Here is an 18,332-nt window from a genome sequence, read left to right as displayed (position 1 = left end):
GGTAGCAGCTATGAAATTTGAGTACATAAAGGCAAAGGGCGCGGAGGGATGGAGGAAACGGGTACGCATCGTAATGCGAGTCACCACGCCCCCAGGCATTCGATGCGCTGCCCGGCCACGGCCTGCAGCTGTTCGGGCGTGGCCCAGCCGGGGCGCAACTCGGCCAGCGGCCGCAGCACGAAGGCGCGCTCCCACAGGCGCGGGTGCGGCACGGTGAGCGTGGGGGTGGCGATGGACTGGTCGCCGTAGAGCAGCACGTCGAGGTCCAGCGTGCGCGGCGCGTTGCGGTAGGGGCGCTCGCGGCCCGCCGCCTGCTCCAGCGCCTGCAGGGCCTGCAGCAGCGCCTGCGGCGCCAGCGCGGTGCGCAGCGCGGCCACGGCGTTCAGGTAGTCCGGGCCGGTGGCGTCCACGGGCGCGCTGCGGTACAGCGAGGACACACGCAGCACATCGGTGCCGGGGAGCCGCGCCATGGCCTGCACGGCACCCGCCAGCGCGGCGCGCGCATCGCCGAGGTTGGCGCCCAGGCCGATCCAGGCCGGGGCCGAAAAAACAGGGTCAGTCACCCTGCCCCGCATCGCTGGCGCCGCCCTGCCCGCCGCCGGGCTTGCGGCGGCGGCGGCGGCGCTTCTTCGGCGCGTCGGTGGCGGGGGCGGCGTCGTCCGCCGGGGCCGGCGGCTCGGCGCCATCGGCCTTGGGCACGCGGTGCGCCACGGCCGGGGCCTTGCGCTGCTGGGCGCGCTGGGCCTGGCGCTGCTCCTCGCGCACCTGGGCCATCATGTCCTCGCGGCGCGCGTCGTCGGTCAGGGAGAACTCCTGCCACCACTCGACCAGCTCGTCGCTGGCCTCGCCCACGTCGGCGCGCAGGCGGAAGAAGTCGAACCCGGCGCGGAAGCGGATGTGCGCCACCATGCTGAACGGCTGGCTGCCCGAGCGCTTGTCGAAGCGCGGCTGCATGACCCAGATCTCGCGCATGTCGGCGGCCAGCTTGCCACGGCCCGAGACGTCGCCGATGCGCTGCTCGAACGCTTCGTCGATGGCATCCTGCAGCGCCGGGAAGGCGTGCTCGCCGCGCGCCAGGCGCTGCTCCCAGCCGGCCTTCACGTCCTGCCACAGCACGCAGGCGAGCAGGAAGCTCGGCGCCACGGCCTTGCCCTCGGCCACGCGGCGGTCGGTGTCCTGCAGCACGGCGCGCACCAGCGGGTTGCCGGCGCGCTGCACCACCACGTCGAGCAGCGGGTAGATGCCTTTTTCCAGCCCGAGCTTCTGCAGTTGCTCCACCGAGGCCAGCGCGTGGCCGGTCTGCAGCAGCTTGAGCATTTCGTCGAACAGGCGGCTTTGCGGCACCTCCTGCAGCAGGTGCTGGCTGGCCACCAGGGGCTTGCCGGTCTTGGGCTCCAGGGCAAAGCCGAGGCTGGAGAGCTTGGCGGCGAAGCGCACGGCGCGGATGATGCGCACCGGGTCCTCGCGGTAGCGCGTGGCCGGGTCGCCGATCATGCGCAGCACGCGCTTTTGCGCGTCCTCGATGCCCTTGTGGTAGTCCACCACGACCTGGGTCTCGGGGTCGTAGTACATGGCGTTGACGGTGAAGTCGCGCCGCGCCGCGTCCTGGTCCTGCGGGCCCCAGACGTTGTCGCGCAGCACGCGGCCCGAAGCGTCCACGGCATGCTGCATGCCCGAGAGCTGGGCCTTGCTGGTGCGCTCGTTGCCGCTGACCTGCTCGGCCGCGCTGTTGTCCAGGTAGGCGCGGAAGGTGGAGACCTCGATCACCTCGTGCTCGCGCCCGCGCCCGTGCACCACGTGCACGATGCGAAAGCGCTTGCCGATGATGAAGGCGCGCCGGAACAGGCCCTTGACCTGCTCGGGCGTGGCGTTGGTGGCCACGTCGAAGTCCTTGGGGCGCAGGCCCAGCAGCAGGTCGCGCACGGCGCCGCCGACGATGTAGGCCTCGAAGCCCGCATCCTGCAGCGTGCGCACCACGTCCACCGCGCGCCGGTCCACCAGCTCGGGGTTGATGCCGTGCACGCTGGCGGGCACGTCCACGCGCTTGCCGAAACGCGGCTTGCGCGGCTTCGCGCCTTCGGCCTTGCCCAGCAGCTTGTCGATGAAAGTCTTGATCATGGTTGCTCGGAAAACAGGTCGAGGATGGGCCAGCCGCGCGCTTGCGCGATGGCGCGCAGGCGCGCGTCGGGGTTGGTGGCCACGGGGTGGTTCACGGTCTCCAGCAGGGGCAGGTCGTTGGTGGAGTCGCTGTAGAAGGTGCTCTCCACCGCGTCCCAGGCCAGGCCGCGCTCGGCCAGCCAGCGCGCCATGCGGCGCACCTTGCCTTCGCGCATGGTGGCTTCGCCCGCGATCTCGCCGGTGTACCAGCCGTCGGGGCCGCGTTCCAGCTCCAGCGCCAGCAGCTCGGGCACGCCCAGCGCCTGGGCGATGGGGCGCGTGACGAATTCGTTGGTGGCGGTGACGATGAGCACCTGGTCGCCCGCCGCCTGGTGGCGGCGCAGCAGCGCCAGCGCCTCGGGGCGGATGGCGGGCGCGATGACCTCGCGCATGAAGCGCGCGTGCGCCTGCGCCGCCTCCTGCGGGCCGCGCTCGCGCACGGCCTCGGTGGCGAAGCGCACGTAGTCGGGCACGTTGAGACGGCCGGCCTGGTAGTCGGCGTAGAAGGCAGCGTTGCGCCGGCCGAACTCGGCCGCGTCGCGCCAGCCGATGCGGATGGTGAACTCGCCCCACTCGTAGTCCGAGTCGAGCGGCAGCAGGGTGTGGTCGAGGTCGAACAGGGCCAGCCGGGGGCGGCGGGCCTGCGTGTCAGTGTGTGCCAAGGTGTTGGCGCCGCGTGCGGCGCCCCTCCTGTTTTGATAGCTGCCAGCGCTTTCCTGGCAAGGGCTGGATGCCAATTTGATGCATAAAACTCACTCCGTCTCCAGCATGGTCTTGAGCAGCGGAATGGTGATGGCGCGCTGGGTGCGCAGGGCAAAGCCGTCGAGCTGGTCGAGCAACTGCATCAGGCTGCCCAGGTCGCGCGAGAAGCGGCGCAGCATGTAGTCCATCACGTCGTCGCCCAGAAAGATGCCGCGCGCGTCGGCCTCCTGGCGCAGCACGGCGCGGCGCGCCGTTTCGTCGGGCAGGTGCAGCTGGAACACGTGGCCCCAGCCCAGGCGCGAGCGCAGGTCGTCGCGCAGCGGCAGGTCGGCAGGCGGCACGCTGCCCGCGGCCAGCACCCAGCGCGGCGTGCCGGTGGCGGGGCTGGTGGCGTTGACGAACCAGTTGAACGCCATGGCCTGCTGCGCGGTGGAGTACAGGTGCACGTCGTCGAGCAGCACCGCCGCCCAGCCTTCGTCGAACGCGGGCGGCTGCGCGCTGGCGGCGTCGAGCCAGCCCGCGCCCAGGCCGCGCTCGCGCAGCGCCTCGCGCACGGCCTTGAGCAGATGCGTTTTGCCGCAGCCGGACTCGCCCCACAGGTACATGGGCACGGCCGCGCGCAGCGCGCCGCCGCTGTCGCTTTCCACCGCCAGGCGCAGGTGCTGCAGCACCGCCTCGTTGGGCCCGGGGAAGAAGCGCGCCAGCGTGGGCACGGGGGCCAGGCCGATGTCCAGCGCCAATTGCTTCATGTGGCTCATGCCCGCCCCCGGCCGGTGGCAGGCATAACGAACGTCAAGGGAAGAGGCAACATGCGGGAGGATGGTAGAAGCCCCTTGCCGTAGGCGGCTGCGGCAAGGAACGAGGCGAGACGGGAGCCGGGCATTTTAATCTGCACAGCAGGAAGAAAGCCCCCGCGAATGTGCCGGCTGCCCTGCCCCGGCCGGGCAGCCCCTTAAAATTCGCGCTTTTGGCCCGCCCCGCGGGCGCCTCCCGCACCACGGAACCTGCATGAGCTCCTCTGCCACCCCTCCCATTTCGTACAAAGACGCCGGCGTCGACATCGACGCGGGCGACGCGCTGGTCGAACGCATCAAGCCGCTGGCCAAGAAGACCCTGCGCGAAGGCGTGATGGCCGGCATCGGCGGCTTCGGCGCGCTGTTCGAGGTGCCCAAGCGCTACCAGGAGCCGGTGCTGGTGAGCGGCACCGACGGCGTGGGCACCAAGCTCAAGCTGGCGTTCGAGTGGAACATGCACGACACCGTGGGCATCGACCTCGTGGCCATGAGCGTGAACGACGTGCTGGTGCAGGGCGCCGAACCGCTGTTCTTCCTGGACTACTTCGCCTGCGGCAAGCTCGACGTGGACACCGCCGCCGCCGTGGTGGGCGGCATCGCCCGGGGCTGCGAGCTCTCCGGCTGCGCGCTGATCGGCGGCGAGACGGCCGAGATGCCCGGCATGTACCCGGCCGGCGAGTACGACCTGGCGGGCTTCGCCGTGGGCGCGGTCGAGAAGTCGAAGATCCTCACCGGCCAGAACGTGCAGGCCGGCGACGTGGTGCTGGGCCTGGCGTCGAGCGGCGTGCACTCCAACGGCTTCAGCCTGGTGCGCAAGTGCATCGAGCGCGCGGGCGCCAACGTGCCCGCCACGCTCGACGGCAAGCCCTTCAGGCAGGCCATCATGGAGCCCACGCGCCTGTACGTGAAGAACGTGCTGGCCGCGCTTGAAAAGCACCCCATCAAGGCCCTGGCCCACATCACCGGCGGCGGCCTGCTGGAAAACATCCCGCGCGTGCTGCCCGAAGGCCTGGCCGCGCACCTGCAGGCCGGCAGTTGGCCGCAGACCGAGCTGTTCGCCTGGCTGCAAAAGACGGCCGGCATCGACGACATCGAGATGAACCGCACCTTCAACAACGGCATCGGCATGGTGGTGGTGGTGTCCGCCGACGCCGCCGAGGCCACGGCCGCCACGCTGCGCGGCCTGGGCGAGCGCGTCCACGCCATCGGCACCATCGCCGCGCGTGGCACCGGCGCGGCCGTCACGGTGGGCTGACGCGGCGCCATGCTTGCGAACACCGCGCACAACGCGCGCGGCGTGCAGGTCGCCAGCTACCTGCTGATGGCCGCGGCCCTGCTGCTGGTCATGGAACGCGGCCTGCTGCCCGGGCTGCTGTGCGCCTGCCTGGGCTTCCTGGTCACGCGCTGGCTGGCGCCGCGCCTGGCGTGGCTGCGGCGCAAGCTGCCTGGCAGCAAGGGCGCATCGCGCGCCGGCCAGATCGCCGCTGCCACGCTGGTCATCCTCTCGCCGCTGCTGCTGGTGGCGCTGGCGCTGTCGCACTCGCGTTCCTACATCGTCTCGGCGCCGGCGCAGTACCGCGAGCTGCTCGACTTCATGGCGCGCACCGTGCTGGAGCTGCGCCTGAAGCTGCCACCCGACATCGCCATGCAACTGCCCGAGGGCGCGGCCGACATCCAGCGCAGCATCGCCAGCTACCTGGCCGCCAAGTCCGGCGCCCTGGCCACGGCCGGCCGCGCCTGGCTCGGCGGCCTGCTGCACGCCTACGTGGGCCTGCTCATCGGCACCCTGGCCGCCGTGCGCCACCCGGGCCTGGCGCGCCGGCCGCTGGCGCAGGCGCTGTCGCAGCGCATCCGCCTGCTGGGCGAGGCCTTCCGCCAGATCGTGGCGGCGCAGTTCTGGATCGCGGCCTTCAACACCGCGCTCACCGCGCTGTTCCTGCTGGTGCTGCTGCCGCTGTGGAAGCTGGAGCTGCCCTACACGCCGGCGCTCATCACGCTCACCTTCCTGGCCGGGCTGATCCCCATCGTCGGCAACCTGCTGTGCAACGTGGTCATCACCATCGTCGGCCTCTCGGTGTCGCCCATGGCGGCGCTGGCCTGCCTGGGCTTCCTGGTGCTGATCCACAAGGCCGAGTACGTCATCAACGCCAAGGTGGTGGGGCAGCGCACGCACATGGGCGTGTGGGAGCTGCTGGCGGTGATGTTCACGGCCGAGGCCGTCTTCGGCCCCGCGGGGCTGGTGGCCGCGCCGCTGATGTACGCCTACCTCAAGAAAGAGCTGCAGGCGGCGCATCTGGTGTAGGCACCGGGGGCGTTGCCGGAAAATGTCCTGATCCGGCCGGTGCGTGGCGCGCGCCGGGCGGACGGGCCGCCGCAGGCGGCGGATGATGGGCGCCATCCATCACCATCGCCCAAGGAAAGCGCCATGAAAACCTGTCTCGTTGTGATCGATGCGCAGGAGTCGTTCCGCCACCGCCCGTTCTTCTCGGAGCGGCACCTGCCCGCCTGGCTGGCCGCGCAGAACGCCCTCATCGCGGGCTGCGCCCGGCAGGGCATTCCCATCGTGCGCGTGCTGCACTGCGACGGGCCCGAAACCGCCGCCAACCCGTTCTCCCAGGCCAGCGGCCATGTGCGCCCGCTCGACGGCCTGGCCGCGTTCACGCCCGCCGCCACGTTCACCAAGTCGCGCCACAGCGCCCTCGTGGGCACGGGCCTCGACGTCTGGCTCACGCGCCAGGGCATCGGGCGCCTCATCGTCAGCGGCATCCGCACCGAGCAATGCTGCGAAACCACCGCGCGCCATGCCTCGGACCTCGGCTGGGCCGTGGATTTTGTGCCCGAAGCCACGCTCACCTTCGACATGCGGCAGCCCGATGGCGAGCCACTGCGCGCCGAGGACATCGTGGCGCGCACCGCCACCGTGCTGCGGGGGCGTTTCGCCACGCTGTGCCGCGTGGATGAGGCACTGGCGCGCACGGCCCAGGACAGCCCGCCATGACAGCGGAGCCGATCCACGCCGTGTTCGCGCTGCTGCCGCACGGCCTGGCCCTCGACTGGGCCGGCCCGGCGGAGGCGCTGCGCATCGCCAACCAGGTACTGGCGTCCCAGGGGCTGCCGCCGCGTTTCGTGCTGCGCTTCGCCAGCCCCGCGCCCCAGGCCGTCACTTCGGTCGGCGTGGCGCTGGCCGGGCTGGAGCCGCTGCCCGCCTCCCTGCCGGCCCCGGCCTGGGTGGTGCTCGCCGGCCTGCCCGGCACCCACACCGCGCTGGATACACCCGAGGCGCACGCACTGCTGCACTGGCTGCGCGGCCTGCGGCCCGTGCCAGGGCGGCTGGAACTCGTCACCGTGTGCGCGGGCGCGCTGCTGGCCGCGCGCGCCGGCCTGCTCGCCGGGCGCCGCGCCACCACGCACCACCAGCACCTGGACGAACTCGCCGCCGCTGAGCCGCGCTGCGACGTGGTGGCCAACCGCGTGTTCGTGCAGGACGGCGCGCTGCACAGCAGCGCCGGCGTGACCACGGGCATCGACCTGGTGCTGCACCGCATCGCCCAGGTCTGCGGGCCGGCCGTGGCGGCGCGCGTGGCGCAGGCCATGGTCGTGGCGCTGCGGCGCGGCCCGCACGACCCCGGGCTGTCGCCCTTCCTGCACCACCGCGGCCACCTGCACGCCGCGCTGCACCGCGTGCAGGACGCCGTGTCCCAGCAGCCGCAGGCCGACTGGAGCGTGCCCGCCATGGCCGCCGTGGCCCATGCCTCGCCGCGCCACCTCACCCGGCTGTTCATGCAGCACGCGGGCATCGCGCCCCTGGCGTACCTGCGCCACATCCGCCTGGCCGCCGCCGAAGCGGCGCTGCAGGCGGGCCACAGCGTGACGCTGGCGGCCGAACTCGCGGGGTTCGGCTCCGACACGCAGCTGCGCCGCGCATGGCGGCAGTTCGGGCGCCCCGGCACCCCCTCGAAGCGCGCGCTGCGCTGACCGTGACAGCCGGGTCTTCGCAAACCCCTTGGCATTGGGCTATGCTGCCCGGCAGTGCCGCAGGCACTTTTTGTATTTCCGTCAGACCCTTCTCGACACAAGCCAAGGAAGACAACGCATGACCATTCTCGTCGCCTATGTAGCCCGCCCCGAAGGCCAGGCCGCGCTGGACAAAGCTATCGAAATCGCCACCCGCCGCAACGAGCGGCTCGTGGTCGTCAACGCCGGCCCGGGCGGCGGGCAGGACGAAGCCATCGTCAACGGCTACGAGGTCGAGCGCGTGGAGGAACGCCTGGCCAAGCTGCCGGTCCAGGCCGAGTTCAAGCAGTTCGTGCGCGGCAACAGCACCATCGACGAAATCGTCGGGCTGGTGGAGTCGGAGCAGGTGTCGGTACTCGTCATCGGCCTGCGCAAGCGCACCGCCGTGGGCAAGCTGCTGCTGGGCAGCATGGCGCAGGAAATCCTGATGACCGCGCCCTGCCCGGTGCTGGCCGTCAAGGCAAGCTGAATCTCAGCCCCCGCGCAGCGCCCCCAGGCGCTGCGCGATTTCCCCGGCCTCGGTGCCCTGCCGCGCAGCATGGGCCAGGTAGGCCTCCAGGTCGGCCACGGCCTGCTGGTTATGCCCGCAGGCCGCATGCGCGAGGCCCCGGTCGCGGCGCTCGTCCCACATCTCGGGCTGCAGCACGACCAGGCGGTCGAGCACCGACAGCAGGCGCGGGTAGTCCTTCTGCGACTGGTGGATTTCCTTGAGGTTGCGCAGCATGCGCGCCAGGATGTCGCGCGGCGCGGCCGCCTGCAGGTACAGGCCCAGCGGCGGCTCATCGTCGCCCAGCACGCCTTCCCGGCGCTGGTAGGGCGCCAGCCGCTCCAGCAGTTCCTCGCGCGAGAGCGACTGCCCCGTGAGCGGATCCAGCACGGCCTGCCCCTGGGGCAGCAGCGCCTTCACCATGAAATGCCCCGGGAACGTGATGCCGCGCACCTGCAGCCCCAGGCCCTGGGCCAGCTCCATCCACAGCACCGCCAGCGACACCGGAATGCCCCGGCGCGTGCGCAGCACGGCGTTGAGGTAGCTGTTCTCGGGGTCGTAGTAGTTGTTGACGTTGCCGCCGAAGCCCAGGTCGCCGTAGAAGAACTGGTTCAGCACCTGCAGGCGCTGCAGCGACCCGGCATCCGGCGCGAGCCGCCGGCGCAGCCGCGCCTGCAGTTGGTCGACATCGCCCAGGAGCTGCTGCACGTCGAGTTCCGGGTACTCATCATGGGCCACGCAGGCGGCAGCCTCGAACAGCGGGAAGTGCTCGTCGCTGTGCACCAGGGTGGCGAAATATTCAAGTGCCGTGGGGGCGCTGTAGCGCAGGGTCATGGCTTGGTTGTAAGGTGGTGGCGGGGCGGCGTCAAGCCAGGGCCCGCCGGGGATCAGCGGCGCAGCAGCTGCCGCAGCTTGAGCCCGGCAGCCCACAGGGCGCCGAAGTACAGCAGCGCGGCGGCCGCCAGCACGGCCGCGAGCAAGGCCACGCGCTGGCCGGCATGCGCGCGCAGGCCAATCCAGTCGAAGGACTGCGCCGCCGCCACCAGCAGCAGCGCCATGAGCGTGCTCGCCGCCACGACCTGCAGCGCATAGCGCCCCCAGCCCGGCTGGGGCCGGTAGCTGCCGCGCCGCAGCAGCCCGATGAGCAGCCACACGGCATTCACCAGCGCCGCCAGGCCGATCGACAAGGCCAGCCCGGCGTGCTGCACCCAGGGCACGAGCGCCAGGTTCAGCACCTGCGTGATGACGAGCACGGCGATGGCGATGCGCACCGGTGTGCGGATGTCCTGGCTGGCGTAGTAGCCCGGCGCCAGCACCTTGATGGCCACGAGCCCGAGCAGGCCCACGCCGTAGCCCGCGAGGGCGCGGCCGATCTCGCCCACGTCGGCATCGCGCAGCGCGCCGTAGTGGAACAGCGTGGCCACCAGCGGTTCAGCCAACGTCAGCAGCCCCACGGCGCAGGGCACCGCCAGCAGCACGACGATGCGCAGCCCCCAGTCGAGCATGGCCGAATAGCGCGCGGCATCGCCCGCCGCCTTGGCCGCCGCCAGCTGGGGCGTGAGCACCACGCCGAGCGCCACGCCCAGCAGCCCCGTCGGGAACTCCATCAGCCGGTCGGCGTAGAACAGCCAGGTCACGCTGCCCGGGGCCAGGTAGGAGGCGATCTGGGTATTGATCATCAGCGACACCTGCGCCACGCCCACGCCCAGCAGCGCGGGCGCCATCAGCCGGAGGATGCGGCGCACGCCCTCATCGCCATACGCGGCACGCACCGCCGCCCACGTCACGCCGATGCGCGGCAGCAGCCCCACGCGGTACAGCGCCGGCAACTGCACCGCCAGCTGCAGCACCCCGCCCAGGACCACGCCCCCGGCCATGGCGTAGATGGGCTCGATGCCGCGCGCGGCGAACTGCGGCGCCCCGAGCCAGGCCGCCGCGATCATGCACAGGTTGAGCAGCACCGGCGTGGCCGCCGGCACGGCGAAACGCCGCCAGGTATTGAGCACCCCGGCCGCCAGCGCCACCAGCGACATGAAGCCGATGTAGGGGAACATCCAGCGCGTCATGAGCACCGCCGCCTGGTAGCTCTCGGGGTTCTGCCGCAGGCCGCTTGCCAGCAGCCAGACCAGCACGGGCGCGCCCGCCACGCCCAGCACGCAGGCCAGCAGCAGCACCCAGGCCAGCACCGTGGCCACGCTGTCGATCAGATGGCGCGTGGCCTCCTCTCCATGCTGGGCCCTGGAGGCGGCCAGCACGGGCACGAAGGCCTGGCTGAACGCGCCCTCGGCGAACAGGCGCCGGAACAGGTTGGGAATGCGGAAGGCGACGTTGAACGCGTCGGTGAGTGCATTGGCGCCGAAGATCGACGCCATGAGCAGATCACGGGCCAGGCCCGTCACCCGGGAGGCAAGGGTCAGCAGCGAAACGGTGGAGGCGGCTTTGAACAGAGACACCGGCGAGAGTGTATGCGCACCATCGCCCCTGCCTGCCGAGCAGGGCCGGGCTATAATGCCCGGCTTTGCTGACATCATCCTCAGACACAAGGAACACATACCATGGCATCTGCTAAGCCGAAGAAAAAGAACCCCCGCCTGGCCTCGGGCCGCAAGCGCGCGCGCCAAGGCGTCAAGCTGAACGCAGCCAACACCTCGCTGCGCTCGAAGTACCGCACCGCCGTCAAGAACGTCGAGAAGGCCGTCCTGGCCGGCGACAAGACCAAGGCCACCGAACTGTTCGCCAAGGCCCAGTCCGTGCTCGACACCATCGCCGACAAGGGCATCTTCCACAAGAACAAGGCCGCTCGCGACAAGAGCCGCCTGTCCGCCAAGGTCAAGGCCCTGGCACTGGCCGCCTGACCCTTTCAGGCAATCGCACGGGTGGCCCCGGCCACCCGCCGTTTGTAACGGGTGCGCTGTCAGCAAAACGGAAAACCGCCTTCGGGCGGTTTTTTCGTGGGCGCATGAAAGGCGGCAGGGCCAGGAAGGCAATGCGCAATGAGGCGCTGCCTCAGCCCCGGGGCTTGGGCTCGTCGGGCAGCAGGCAGGCCTCGGCGATCTGCAGGTTGTTGTCCTTGGCGAAATTGAGCACGAAATCCCAGGCCATGGGCTCGTGCGCCTGCAGGTCGCGGTGCACCACCACGCACTTCACGCCGTTCAGCGTGGTGGGGATGCACCAGGGGGAATAGCTCAGGTGGCTGCCGGGGCGCGTCCCTCCCGGGCGGAACTGGCTCATCACGCCGGCCAGCCGCTCCGCCCAATCACTCGGGCGGAAGGTGCGCCCCTCGTGGGTGATGCCCTGGATGAAGACTTCTCGGGTGTCAGGTTGTATCGCCATTCAGGTCGCCATCGTGCATCGTGGAGAGGGACTGCGCCGGCAGGATCGCCACCCTGGCGCAAAACCTGCGGATTCTAACTCTTATATAAGAGTCAGCCCTCTAATCCGGTATTTCGCAACGCATCTGCATGCAACGGGGCGAACCCGTACACCGGGTGGGCTGCGCACTCCAGGGCGTGTCCTCCATCAATTCCCCCACGCGAAAGCCAGCCAGGCCGTGCAGTGCTAGGCGCCCTGAGCGCTGTGTAGCTTGGCTACACAAACGAAGGGCAACGACGCAATGCACGGCCTGGCTGGCTTTCCCTTCGGGCTGGCCCCGCAATGCGGCGTCTGCTTTGTCGCGTGGCTTGCCCATGGATGACCATGGGCTGCGCCCCGCTTCGCGCATCCATCCACATTGCGGGGTCAGCGCGTGGGGGAATTGATGGAGGACACGCCCTAAAATCTCGCTTCCCTTTTGACCCGGCAAGGCCCCCGGCCCGCCACCGCTTTGGAGATCGTCCGCATGTCCGCTTTCATCGAGGCTGCCTCACCCCACGTGATGAACACCTATGGCCGCGTGCCCATCGCGCTGGAGCGCGGCCAGGGCTGCCGCGTGTGGGACGTGAACGGCAAGGAATACCTCGACGGGCTGGGCGGCATCGCCGTGAACACGCTGGGCCACAACCACCCCCGGTTCGTGCCCGCGCTGCAGGAGCAGATCGCCAAGCTGATCCACACCTCGAACTACTACCACGTACCCGGCCAGGAACAGCTGGCCGCCAGGCTGGTGGCGTTGTCGGGCATGAGCAAGGTGTTCTTCTGCAACTCCGGCCTGGAAGCCAACGAGGCCGCAATCAAGATCGCGCGCAAGTTCGGCGTGGACAAGGGCATCGCCAGCCCCGAGATCGTGGTCTACGACAAGGCTTTCCACGGCCGCTCCATCGCCACCATGTCGGCCACGAGCAACCCCAAGATCCGCAGCGGCTTCGGCCCGCTGGTGGAAGGCTTCATCCGTGTGCCGCTGAACGACATCGAGGCCATCAAGCAGGCCACCGAGGGCAACCCCAACGTGGTGGCGGTGTTCTTCGAGACCATCCAGGGCGAGGGCGGCATCAACCCCGCGCGCGCCGAATACCTGCGCGACCTGCGCAAGCTGTGCGACGAGCGCGGCTGGCTCATGATGATCGACGAGGTGCAGTGCGGCATGGGCCGCACCGGCAAGTGGTTCGCCTACCAATGGGCGGGCATCGTGCCCGACGTGATGCCCCTGGCCAAGGGCCTGGGCTCGGGCGTGCCGATCGGCGCCGTGGTGGCCGGCCCGAAGGCCGCCGACGTGCTGCAGCCCGGCAACCACGGCACCACTTTCGGCGGCAACCCGCTGGCCATGCGCGCGGGTGTGGAAACCATCCGCATCATGGAGGAGGACGGCCTGCTGGAAAACGCCGCCACCGTGGGCGCCCACCTGAAGGCGGGCCTGGAACGCGCGCTGGGCGGCCTGCCCGGCGTGAAGGAGATCCGCGGCCAGGGCCTGATGCTGGGCGTGGAGCTGGACCGCCCCTGCGGCGCGCTCATCGGCCAGGCGGCCGAGGCCGGGCTGCTGCTGAGCGTGACGGCCGACAGCGTGATCCGCATCGTGCCGCCGCTGATCCTCACCACCGCCGAGGCCGACGAGATCGTTGCGCGCCTCGCCCCCCTGGTCAAAGCCCTGCTGGCGCAATGAAGCCGGCCGCCGCCATGAAACACTACCTGCAATTCAAGGACTTCAGCGCCGGCGAATACGCCTACCTGTTCGAGCGCGCCGCGCTGATCAAGAAGCGCTTCAAGACCTACGAGAAGTACCACCCGCTGGCCGACCGCACGCTGGCCATGATCTTCGAGAAGGCCAGCACGCGCACGCGCGTGAGCTTCGAGGCCGGCATGTACCAGATGGGCGGCAGCGTGGTGCACCTGACCACGGGCGACAGCCAGCTCGGCCGCGCCGAACCCATCGAGGATTCGGCGCGGGTCATCAGCCGCATGACCGACATCGTGATGATCCGCACCTTCGAGCAGGCCAAGATCGAGCGCTTCGCCGAATACTCGCGCGTGCCCGTCATCAACGGCCTGACGAACGAGTTCCACCCCTGCCAGATCCTGGCCGACATCTTCACCTACATCGAGCACCGCGGCTCCATCGCCGGCAAGACCGTGGCCTGGGTGGGCGACGGCAACAACATGGCCAACACCTGGCTGCAGGCCGCCGAGATCCTCGGCTTCAAGGTGCACGTGAGCACGCCCAGCGGCTACGAGATCGATGAGAAATTGGCCGTTGGCCCAGGCGGGGCAAGCGCTGGCAGCTATCAATTTTTCAGTAACCCGATGGACGCCTGCCGCGGCGCCGACCTGGTCACCACCGACGTGTGGACCAGCATGGGCTACGAGGCCGAGAACGAGGCGCGCAAGAAGGCCTTCGCCGACTGGTGCGTGGACACCGAGATGATGGCCGCCGCCAAGCCCGATGCCCTGTTCATGCACTGCCTGCCGGCCCACCGCGGCGAGGAGGTGCAGGCCGACGTGATCGACGGCCCCCAGTCCGTGGTCTGGGACGAGGCGGAGAACCGCATGCACGTGCAAAAGGCGCTCATGGAATACCTGCTGCTCGGCCGTATTGCATGAGGACAACCCCCTGAGCGACTTCGTCGCCTCCCCCTTCACGCGCCTATCCGGGCCATAATGCGCCCCCAATGCCCTGCGTGGCGGTGCGTCAGCCATCCCTGACGCCTGGCCTCCAGGGCATTGGCACATGTGCACCCCTGTGTGCCCTCCCCCTGCGCCCCCCGCGCGGGGGCCCTCGACAACGCCGCCTGCCACCCAGGCGGCGTTTGTCCATGGGGCCCGTCTTTTTTTCTTCCCCTCTTTTTTTCTGGAACGCACCATGCGCCAAGAACACGATTTCATCGGCATCAAGACCATCCCTCCCGACGCCTACTGGGGCATCCACACCGCCCGCGCCGTCGAGAACTTCCCCATCACTGGCCAGTCCGTGGCCGCCATGCCCGCGCTGATCCGGGCCTTCGCCTTCGTCAAGAAGGCCGCCGCCCATGCCAACCTGCAGTTGGGCGCGATCAGCGAAACACCCGCCCGCGCCATTGCCCAGGCCTGCGACGACCTGATCGCCGGCCAGTTGCACGACCAGTTCGTCGTGGACGTGATCCAGGGCGGCGCCGGCACCTCCACGAACATGAACGCCAACGAGGTGATCGCCAACCGTGCCCTGGAGCACCTGGGATTGCCCAAGGGCCGCTACGACGTGATTCACCCGAACGACCACGTCAACGCCTCGCAAAGCACCAACGACGCCTACCCCACGGCCGTCAAGCTCGCCACCTATGCCGGCATCCAGACGCTGCTGGAAGCCCTGGCGCAGCTGCGCGGCGCCTTTGAAGCCAAGGCAGAAGAATTCGCCCCCATCCTGAAGATCGGCCGCACCCAGCTGCAGGACGCCGTGCCCATGACGCTGGGCCAGGAGTTCGCGGCCTTCGCCGCCATGGTGGCCGACGACGAAAAGCGCCTGCGCGAATCCGCCTACCTGATGACCGAGGTGAACATGGGCGGCACCGCCATCGGCACCGGCATCAATGCGCCCGTGGGCTATGTGGACGTGGTCGTGCCCACGCTGGCCGCGCTGTCGGGCGTGCCGGTGAAGGCCGCCGGCAACCTGATCGCCGCCACGTCGGACACGGGGGCCTTCGTCGATATCTCCGGCGTGCTCAAGCGCATCGCCGCCAAGCTGTCCAAGATCAGCAACGACCTGCGCCTGCTGTCCTCCGGCCCGCAGGCCGGGGTCGGCGACATCCAGCTGCCCGCGCGCCAGGCTGGTTCGTCCATCATGCCGGGCAAGGTGAACCCGGTGATCCCCGAGGCGATGAACCAGGTGTGCTTCGAGGTCATCGGCAACGACGCCGCCATCACCATGGCCGCCGAGGCCGGCCAGCTGCAGCTCAACGCCTTCGAGCCCCTGATGGCCTGGGCGCTGCACAAGAGCCTGCACCACCTGGCGCACGCCTGCGGCACGCTGCAGAAGCACTGCGTCGAGGGCATCGTGGCCAACCAGCACCTGCTGGGCGAACGCATCGCCTCCTCGGTCACGCTGGTCACCGCGCTGAACCCGCTGATCGGCTACGAGAAGGCCGCCGCCATCGCCAAGGCGGCCATGGCTTCGGGCCGGCCGATCGCCGAGGTCGCGGAAAGCCTGGGCATCATGGGCCAGGCGGAAATGCAAAAGCTCCTGGTGGCCGAGCGCCTGACGCAGGCCGGCGCCCTGAGCGCTGCCTGACGCCGCTGCGGGGGCAACGGCCGCCCCCGCAAGGTTTGGAGTAAAAAACCGCTCCAGCCCTTTATCAGCAAGCGCTGGCAGCTCTCGAATCAGGAGCTTACGGCGCCTTCTGGCCGTGCGAGCCGCAGCCGCTGGACTGGCTGGAGCAGCCGCTGCAGCCGCCGCAGCCGCTCTCGCGCGCCAGGGCCGGGTGCACGCGCTGCAAGGGCTTGCGCCAGCGCGCGGGCAGAAAGCGCCACACCACGTAGGCCGCGGCCAGGGCCACGATCAGCCCGACGATGATTTCCTGGGTCATGGTTCAACCTCCTCCAAGCGCCAAGGCGACGCGGTAGGTGATGAAGCTCGCGCCGTAGGCCAGCGCGAACAGGTAGGCCGTCATCACCAGCGGCCAGCGCCAGCCGTTGGTCTCGCGCCGCACCGCGGCGATGGTGGAAATGCACTGCGGCGCGAAGACGAACCACACCAGCAGCGACAGCGCCGTGGCCAGCGACCAGCCGGCAGCGATCAGCGGGCCGAGCTGCTCGGCCACCGCGTCGTCGTCCGTGGCCGACAGGGCGTACACCGTGCCCAGCGCCCCCACCGCCACCTCGCGCGCGGCCATGCCGGGCACCAGGGCGATGGAGATCTGCCAGTTGAAGCCGATGGGCGCCACCACGGGCTCGATGGCCTGGCCGATGCGCCCGGCGAAGCTGTATTCGATGGCCGGGCCCTCGGCCCCTTCCGGCGGCGCGGGAAAGCTGGAGAGGAACCACAGCAGCACCGTCACGGCCAGGATGATGCCGCCGACGCGGCGCAGGAAGATCATGGCGCGCTCGTACAGCCCGATGGCCAGGCTGCGCAGGCTCGGCCGGCGGTAGGCCGGCAGCTCCATGAGCAGCGGCGTGGGGCCCGCCTGGCGGCGCGCCAGCTTGGCCACCCAGGCCACGGCCATGGCGCTGACGATGCCGCCCACGTACAGGCCGAACAGCACCAGCCCCTGCAGGTTGAAGATGCCGGCCACCGTGCGCGCCGGGATGAACGCGCCGATCAGCAGCGCATACACCGGCAGGCGCGCCGAGCAGGTCATGAGCGGCGCGATCAGGATGGTGACCAGCCGGTCGCGCCAGCTCGCGATGGAGCGCGTGGCCATGATGCCCGGCACCGCGCAGGCGAAGCTCGACAGCAGCGGGATGAACGAGCGCCCCGACAGCCCCACGGTGCCCATCACGCGGTCGAGCAGGAAGGCCGCGCGCGGCAGGTAGCCCGAGTCTTCGAGCGCCAGGATGAACAGGAACAGGATCAGGATCTGCGGCAGGAACACCACCACCCCGCCCGCGCCGGCCAGCATGCCGTCGGTGATGAGGCTGCGCAGCACGCCCTCGGCCATGTGCGCGTTCACCCACTCGGCCAGCAGTTTCGTGCCGCCCTCGATCGCCTCCATGGGCCCCTCGGCCCAGCTGAACACCGCCTGGAACATCAGGAACAGCAGCACCGCCAGCAGCACCAGGCCCCACACGGGGTGCAGCACCACGGCGTCGATGCGGTCGTCGAGCAGCCTGTGCGCCGGCGCCTCGCGCACCGCCAGGCTCATGATGCGCTGCACCTCGTGGTGCAGGTCGAGCACGCGCTGGCGCGGTTCGGCGCTGAGCTGCAGGGCCATGGGCGGCGGCGCCACGGGCGCCACGCCGTCGAGCCACTGCAGCAGCTCGTGGGCGCCATCGTGGCGCACGCCCACGCTGGCCAGCACCGGCACGCCCAGCGCCTGGGACAGCGCCTCGCGGTCGATGGTGATGCCGCGCTGCTGCGCCATGTCGCTCATGTTGAGCACCAGCGCCATGGGCAGGCCCAGCGCGCGCGCCTCCAGCACCAGGCGCAGGTTCAGGCGCAGGTGCGTCGCATCGGTCACGCACAGCAGCAGCTCGGGCGGTGCCTCGGCGGCATGGTGGCCGGTGACGATGTCGCGCGTGATGGCCTCGTCCAGGCTGTGCGCGTGCAGGCTGTAGGTGCCGGGCAGATCGAGCATGCGCACGCGCCGCCCGCCCGCCGTCTGCAGCATGCCCTCCTTGCGCTCCACCGTGACGCCGGCGTAGTTGGCCACCTTCTGGCGCGCGCCGGTCATCAGGTTGAACAGTGCCGTCTTGCCGCAATTCGGGTTGCCCAGCAGCGCCACGCGCAGCGGGGCTTGGGCCTGTGCCACGCTCATGCCACGCCCTCCGCCTGCACCTGCACCAGAGCCGCCTCATGGCGGCGCAGCGCGAACGTGGCCTGGCCAACGCGCACGGCCAGCGGGTCGCCGCCCGGAAAGCCCCGCCCGATGACGCGCACCGGCTCGCCGGGCAGGAAACCGATCTCCATGAGCCGCAGCAGCAGTTCCTGCTGCTGCGCGTCCTGCGCTGCGGCCAGCGCCACAACGCGCGCGGTGGTGGCACGCGGCAAAGCGTCCAGGCCCAAAGTGGCATGCGGGCCGGACGGCCCCCCGGTGGCGTGGGAAGTCATAAACACAGTGGTAACGATGTAGCAATAATCAATAAAACCTATTCTCATTATCAGGCAAAACCCGAACTTTCTC

At 70.1% G+C, this 18,332-nt stretch carries 19 protein-coding genes; 9 read left to right on the top strand and 10 right to left on the bottom strand.

Features of this window, described 5'->3' with window-relative positions; all coding sequences use genetic code 11:
- Positions 1-80 precede the first annotated feature (80 nt).
- The 4 genes from folK to hda form a co-directional block, all read right to left on the bottom strand.
- Positions 81-575, bottom strand: coding sequence for a 2-amino-4-hydroxy-6-hydroxymethyldihydropteridine diphosphokinase (folK, locus tag YS110_20805; GenBank protein ID UJB67034.1), 495 nt, complete (start codon positions 573-575; stop codon positions 81-83).
- A complete protein-coding gene (gene pcnB, locus YS110_20800; protein ID UJB67033.1) occupies positions 556-2,118 on the bottom strand; it encodes a polynucleotide adenylyltransferase PcnB in 1,563 nt (520 codons plus the stop codon). The genes folK and pcnB overlap by 20 nt, the downstream gene beginning before the upstream one ends.
- The gene (locus YS110_20795) at positions 2,115-2,783 is read right to left on the bottom strand and encodes an HAD family hydrolase (protein ID UJB67543.1); all 669 of its coding nucleotides are present in this window, start codon (positions 2,781-2,783) and stop codon (positions 2,115-2,117) included. The genes pcnB and YS110_20795 overlap by 4 nt, the downstream gene beginning before the upstream one ends.
- A 126-nt stretch (positions 2,784-2,909) precedes the next feature.
- Positions 2,910-3,608, bottom strand: coding sequence for a DnaA regulatory inactivator Hda (gene hda, locus YS110_20790; GenBank protein ID UJB67542.1), 699 nt, complete (start codon positions 3,606-3,608; stop codon positions 2,910-2,912).
- Between the two features lie 259 nt (positions 3,609-3,867).
- Between hda and YS110_20785 the strand changes: the two genes are divergently transcribed.
- From YS110_20785 to YS110_20765, 5 genes are all read left to right on the top strand, one after another.
- On the top strand, positions 3,868-4,908 hold the full coding sequence (locus YS110_20785) for a phosphoribosylformylglycinamidine cyclo-ligase (GenBank protein ID UJB67032.1): 1,041 nt from the start codon (positions 3,868-3,870) through the stop codon (positions 4,906-4,908).
- A gap of 9 nt (positions 4,909-4,917) precedes the next feature.
- Positions 4,918-5,955, top strand: a complete 1,038-nt coding sequence (locus tag YS110_20780; GenBank protein UJB67031.1) for an AI-2E family transporter — start codon at positions 4,918-4,920, stop codon at positions 5,953-5,955.
- Positions 5,956-6,078: 123 nt separating this feature from the next.
- A complete protein-coding gene (locus tag YS110_20775) occupies positions 6,079-6,651 on the top strand; it encodes an isochorismatase family protein (protein UJB67030.1) in 573 nt (190 codons plus the stop codon).
- Positions 6,648-7,628 carry a helix-turn-helix domain-containing protein gene (locus tag YS110_20770; protein ID UJB67029.1) on the top strand — a complete coding sequence of 327 codons (981 nt, stop codon included), beginning with the start codon at positions 6,648-6,650 and terminating at the stop codon, positions 7,626-7,628. Before YS110_20775 ends, YS110_20770 begins: the two co-directional genes overlap by 4 nt.
- Before the next feature lie 118 nt (positions 7,629-7,746).
- Positions 7,747-8,136 carry a universal stress protein gene (locus tag YS110_20765; GenBank protein UJB67028.1) on the top strand — a complete coding sequence of 130 codons (390 nt, stop codon included), beginning with the start codon at positions 7,747-7,749 and terminating at the stop codon, positions 8,134-8,136.
- Between the two features lie 3 nt (positions 8,137-8,139).
- Here YS110_20765 and YS110_20760 read toward each other — a convergent pair whose 3' ends face one another.
- Both YS110_20760 and murJ read right to left on the bottom strand, forming a co-directional pair.
- The gene (locus YS110_20760) at positions 8,140-8,988 is read right to left on the bottom strand and encodes a tetratricopeptide repeat protein (GenBank protein ID UJB67027.1); all 849 of its coding nucleotides are present in this window, start codon (positions 8,986-8,988) and stop codon (positions 8,140-8,142) included.
- A gap of 53 nt (positions 8,989-9,041) precedes the next feature.
- Entirely contained in the window at positions 9,042-10,607 is a 1,566-nt protein-coding gene (gene murJ, locus YS110_20755) for a murein biosynthesis integral membrane protein MurJ (protein ID UJB67026.1), read from the bottom strand.
- Between the two features lie 102 nt (positions 10,608-10,709).
- Between murJ and rpsT the strand changes: the two genes are divergently transcribed.
- Positions 10,710-11,009, top strand: a complete 300-nt coding sequence (gene rpsT, locus YS110_20750; protein UJB67025.1) for a 30S ribosomal protein S20 — start codon at positions 10,710-10,712, stop codon at positions 11,007-11,009.
- A gap of 151 nt (positions 11,010-11,160) precedes the next feature.
- On the opposite strand, the gene YS110_20745 is transcribed toward rpsT, so the two are convergent.
- The gene (locus YS110_20745) at positions 11,161-11,487 is read right to left on the bottom strand and encodes a DUF3579 domain-containing protein (protein ID UJB67024.1); all 327 of its coding nucleotides are present in this window, start codon (positions 11,485-11,487) and stop codon (positions 11,161-11,163) included.
- 505 nt (positions 11,488-11,992) lie between these two features.
- Here YS110_20745 and YS110_20740 point away from each other — a divergent pair.
- The 3 genes from YS110_20740 to YS110_20730 all read left to right on the top strand — a co-directional run bounded on the left by YS110_20740 (position 11,993) and on the right by YS110_20730 (position 15,784).
- The gene (locus YS110_20740; GenBank protein UJB67023.1) at positions 11,993-13,189 is read left to right on the top strand and encodes an aspartate aminotransferase family protein; all 1,197 of its coding nucleotides are present in this window, start codon (positions 11,993-11,995) and stop codon (positions 13,187-13,189) included.
- Positions 13,190-13,203: 14 nt separating this feature from the next.
- Positions 13,204-14,124 (top strand): ornithine carbamoyltransferase, encoded by a 921-nt coding sequence (gene argF, locus YS110_20735; GenBank protein UJB67022.1) that lies wholly within the window; start codon positions 13,204-13,206, stop codon positions 14,122-14,124.
- Positions 14,125-14,383: 259 nt separating this feature from the next.
- Complete coding sequence (locus YS110_20730) at positions 14,384-15,784, top strand: aspartate ammonia-lyase (protein ID UJB67021.1); 1,401 nt, start codon at positions 14,384-14,386, stop codon at positions 15,782-15,784.
- 97 nt (positions 15,785-15,881) lie between these two features.
- Here YS110_20730 and YS110_20725 read toward each other — a convergent pair whose 3' ends face one another.
- The 3 genes from YS110_20725 to YS110_20715 are packed head-to-tail and all read right to left on the bottom strand — an operon-like array spanning position 15,882 to position 18,259.
- A complete protein-coding gene (locus YS110_20725; GenBank protein UJB67020.1) occupies positions 15,882-16,079 on the bottom strand; it encodes a FeoB-associated Cys-rich membrane protein in 198 nt (65 codons plus the stop codon).
- 3 nt (positions 16,080-16,082) lie between these two features.
- Positions 16,083-17,966 (bottom strand): ferrous iron transporter B, encoded by a 1,884-nt coding sequence (locus YS110_20720; protein UJB67019.1) that lies wholly within the window; start codon positions 17,964-17,966, stop codon positions 16,083-16,085.
- Complete coding sequence (locus YS110_20715) at positions 17,963-18,259, bottom strand: FeoA domain-containing protein (GenBank protein ID UJB67018.1); 297 nt, start codon at positions 18,257-18,259, stop codon at positions 17,963-17,965. The genes YS110_20720 and YS110_20715 overlap by 4 nt, the downstream gene beginning before the upstream one ends.
- Positions 18,260-18,332 lie beyond the last annotated feature (73 nt).

The sequence above is a fragment of the Acidovorax sp. YS12 genome (genome assembly GCA_021496925.1).
Classification (GTDB): Bacteria; Pseudomonadota; Gammaproteobacteria; order Burkholderiales; family Burkholderiaceae_C; genus Paenacidovorax.
The sequence above is the reverse complement of the archived record's forward strand: the minus strand, read 5'-3'. Positions and strand labels throughout refer to the sequence as shown.

What these genes read in the sequence shown, in the direction of transcription:
- folK (UJB67034.1), bottom strand. Translation starts at nt 575, where the DNA reads ATGCGGGGCAGGGTGACTGACCCTGTTTTTTCGGCCCCGGCCTGGATC.
- pcnB (UJB67033.1), bottom strand. Translation starts at nt 2,118, where the DNA reads ATGATCAAGACTTTCATCGACAAGCTGCTGGGCAAGGCCGAAGGCGCG.
- hda (UJB67542.1), bottom strand. Translation starts at nt 3,608, where the DNA reads ATGAAGCAATTGGCGCTGGACATCGGCCTGGCCCCCGTGCCCACGCTG.
- YS110_20785 (UJB67032.1), top strand. Translation starts at nt 3,868, where the DNA reads ATGAGCTCCTCTGCCACCCCTCCCATTTCGTACAAAGACGCCGGCGTC.
- YS110_20780 (UJB67031.1), top strand. Translation starts at nt 4,918, where the DNA reads ATGCTTGCGAACACCGCGCACAACGCGCGCGGCGTGCAGGTCGCCAGC.
- YS110_20775 (UJB67030.1), top strand. Translation starts at nt 6,079, where the DNA reads ATGAAAACCTGTCTCGTTGTGATCGATGCGCAGGAGTCGTTCCGCCAC.
- YS110_20770 (UJB67029.1), top strand. Translation starts at nt 6,648, where the DNA reads ATGACAGCGGAGCCGATCCACGCCGTGTTCGCGCTGCTGCCGCACGGC.
- YS110_20765 (UJB67028.1), top strand. Translation starts at nt 7,747, where the DNA reads ATGACCATTCTCGTCGCCTATGTAGCCCGCCCCGAAGGCCAGGCCGCG.
- YS110_20760 (UJB67027.1), bottom strand. Translation starts at nt 8,988, where the DNA reads ATGACCCTGCGCTACAGCGCCCCCACGGCACTTGAATATTTCGCCACC.
- rpsT (UJB67025.1), top strand. Translation starts at nt 10,710, where the DNA reads ATGGCATCTGCTAAGCCGAAGAAAAAGAACCCCCGCCTGGCCTCGGGC.
- YS110_20745 (UJB67024.1), bottom strand. Translation starts at nt 11,487, where the DNA reads ATGGCGATACAACCTGACACCCGAGAAGTCTTCATCCAGGGCATCACC.
- YS110_20740 (UJB67023.1), top strand. Translation starts at nt 11,993, where the DNA reads ATGTCCGCTTTCATCGAGGCTGCCTCACCCCACGTGATGAACACCTAT.
- argF (UJB67022.1), top strand. Translation starts at nt 13,204, where the DNA reads ATGAAACACTACCTGCAATTCAAGGACTTCAGCGCCGGCGAATACGCC.
- YS110_20730 (UJB67021.1), top strand. Translation starts at nt 14,384, where the DNA reads ATGCGCCAAGAACACGATTTCATCGGCATCAAGACCATCCCTCCCGAC.
- YS110_20725 (UJB67020.1), bottom strand. Translation starts at nt 16,079, where the DNA reads ATGACCCAGGAAATCATCGTCGGGCTGATCGTGGCCCTGGCCGCGGCC.
- YS110_20720 (UJB67019.1), bottom strand. Translation starts at nt 17,966, where the DNA reads ATGAGCGTGGCACAGGCCCAAGCCCCGCTGCGCGTGGCGCTGCTGGGC.
- YS110_20715 (UJB67018.1), bottom strand. Translation starts at nt 18,259, where the DNA reads ATGACTTCCCACGCCACCGGGGGGCCGTCCGGCCCGCATGCCACTTTG.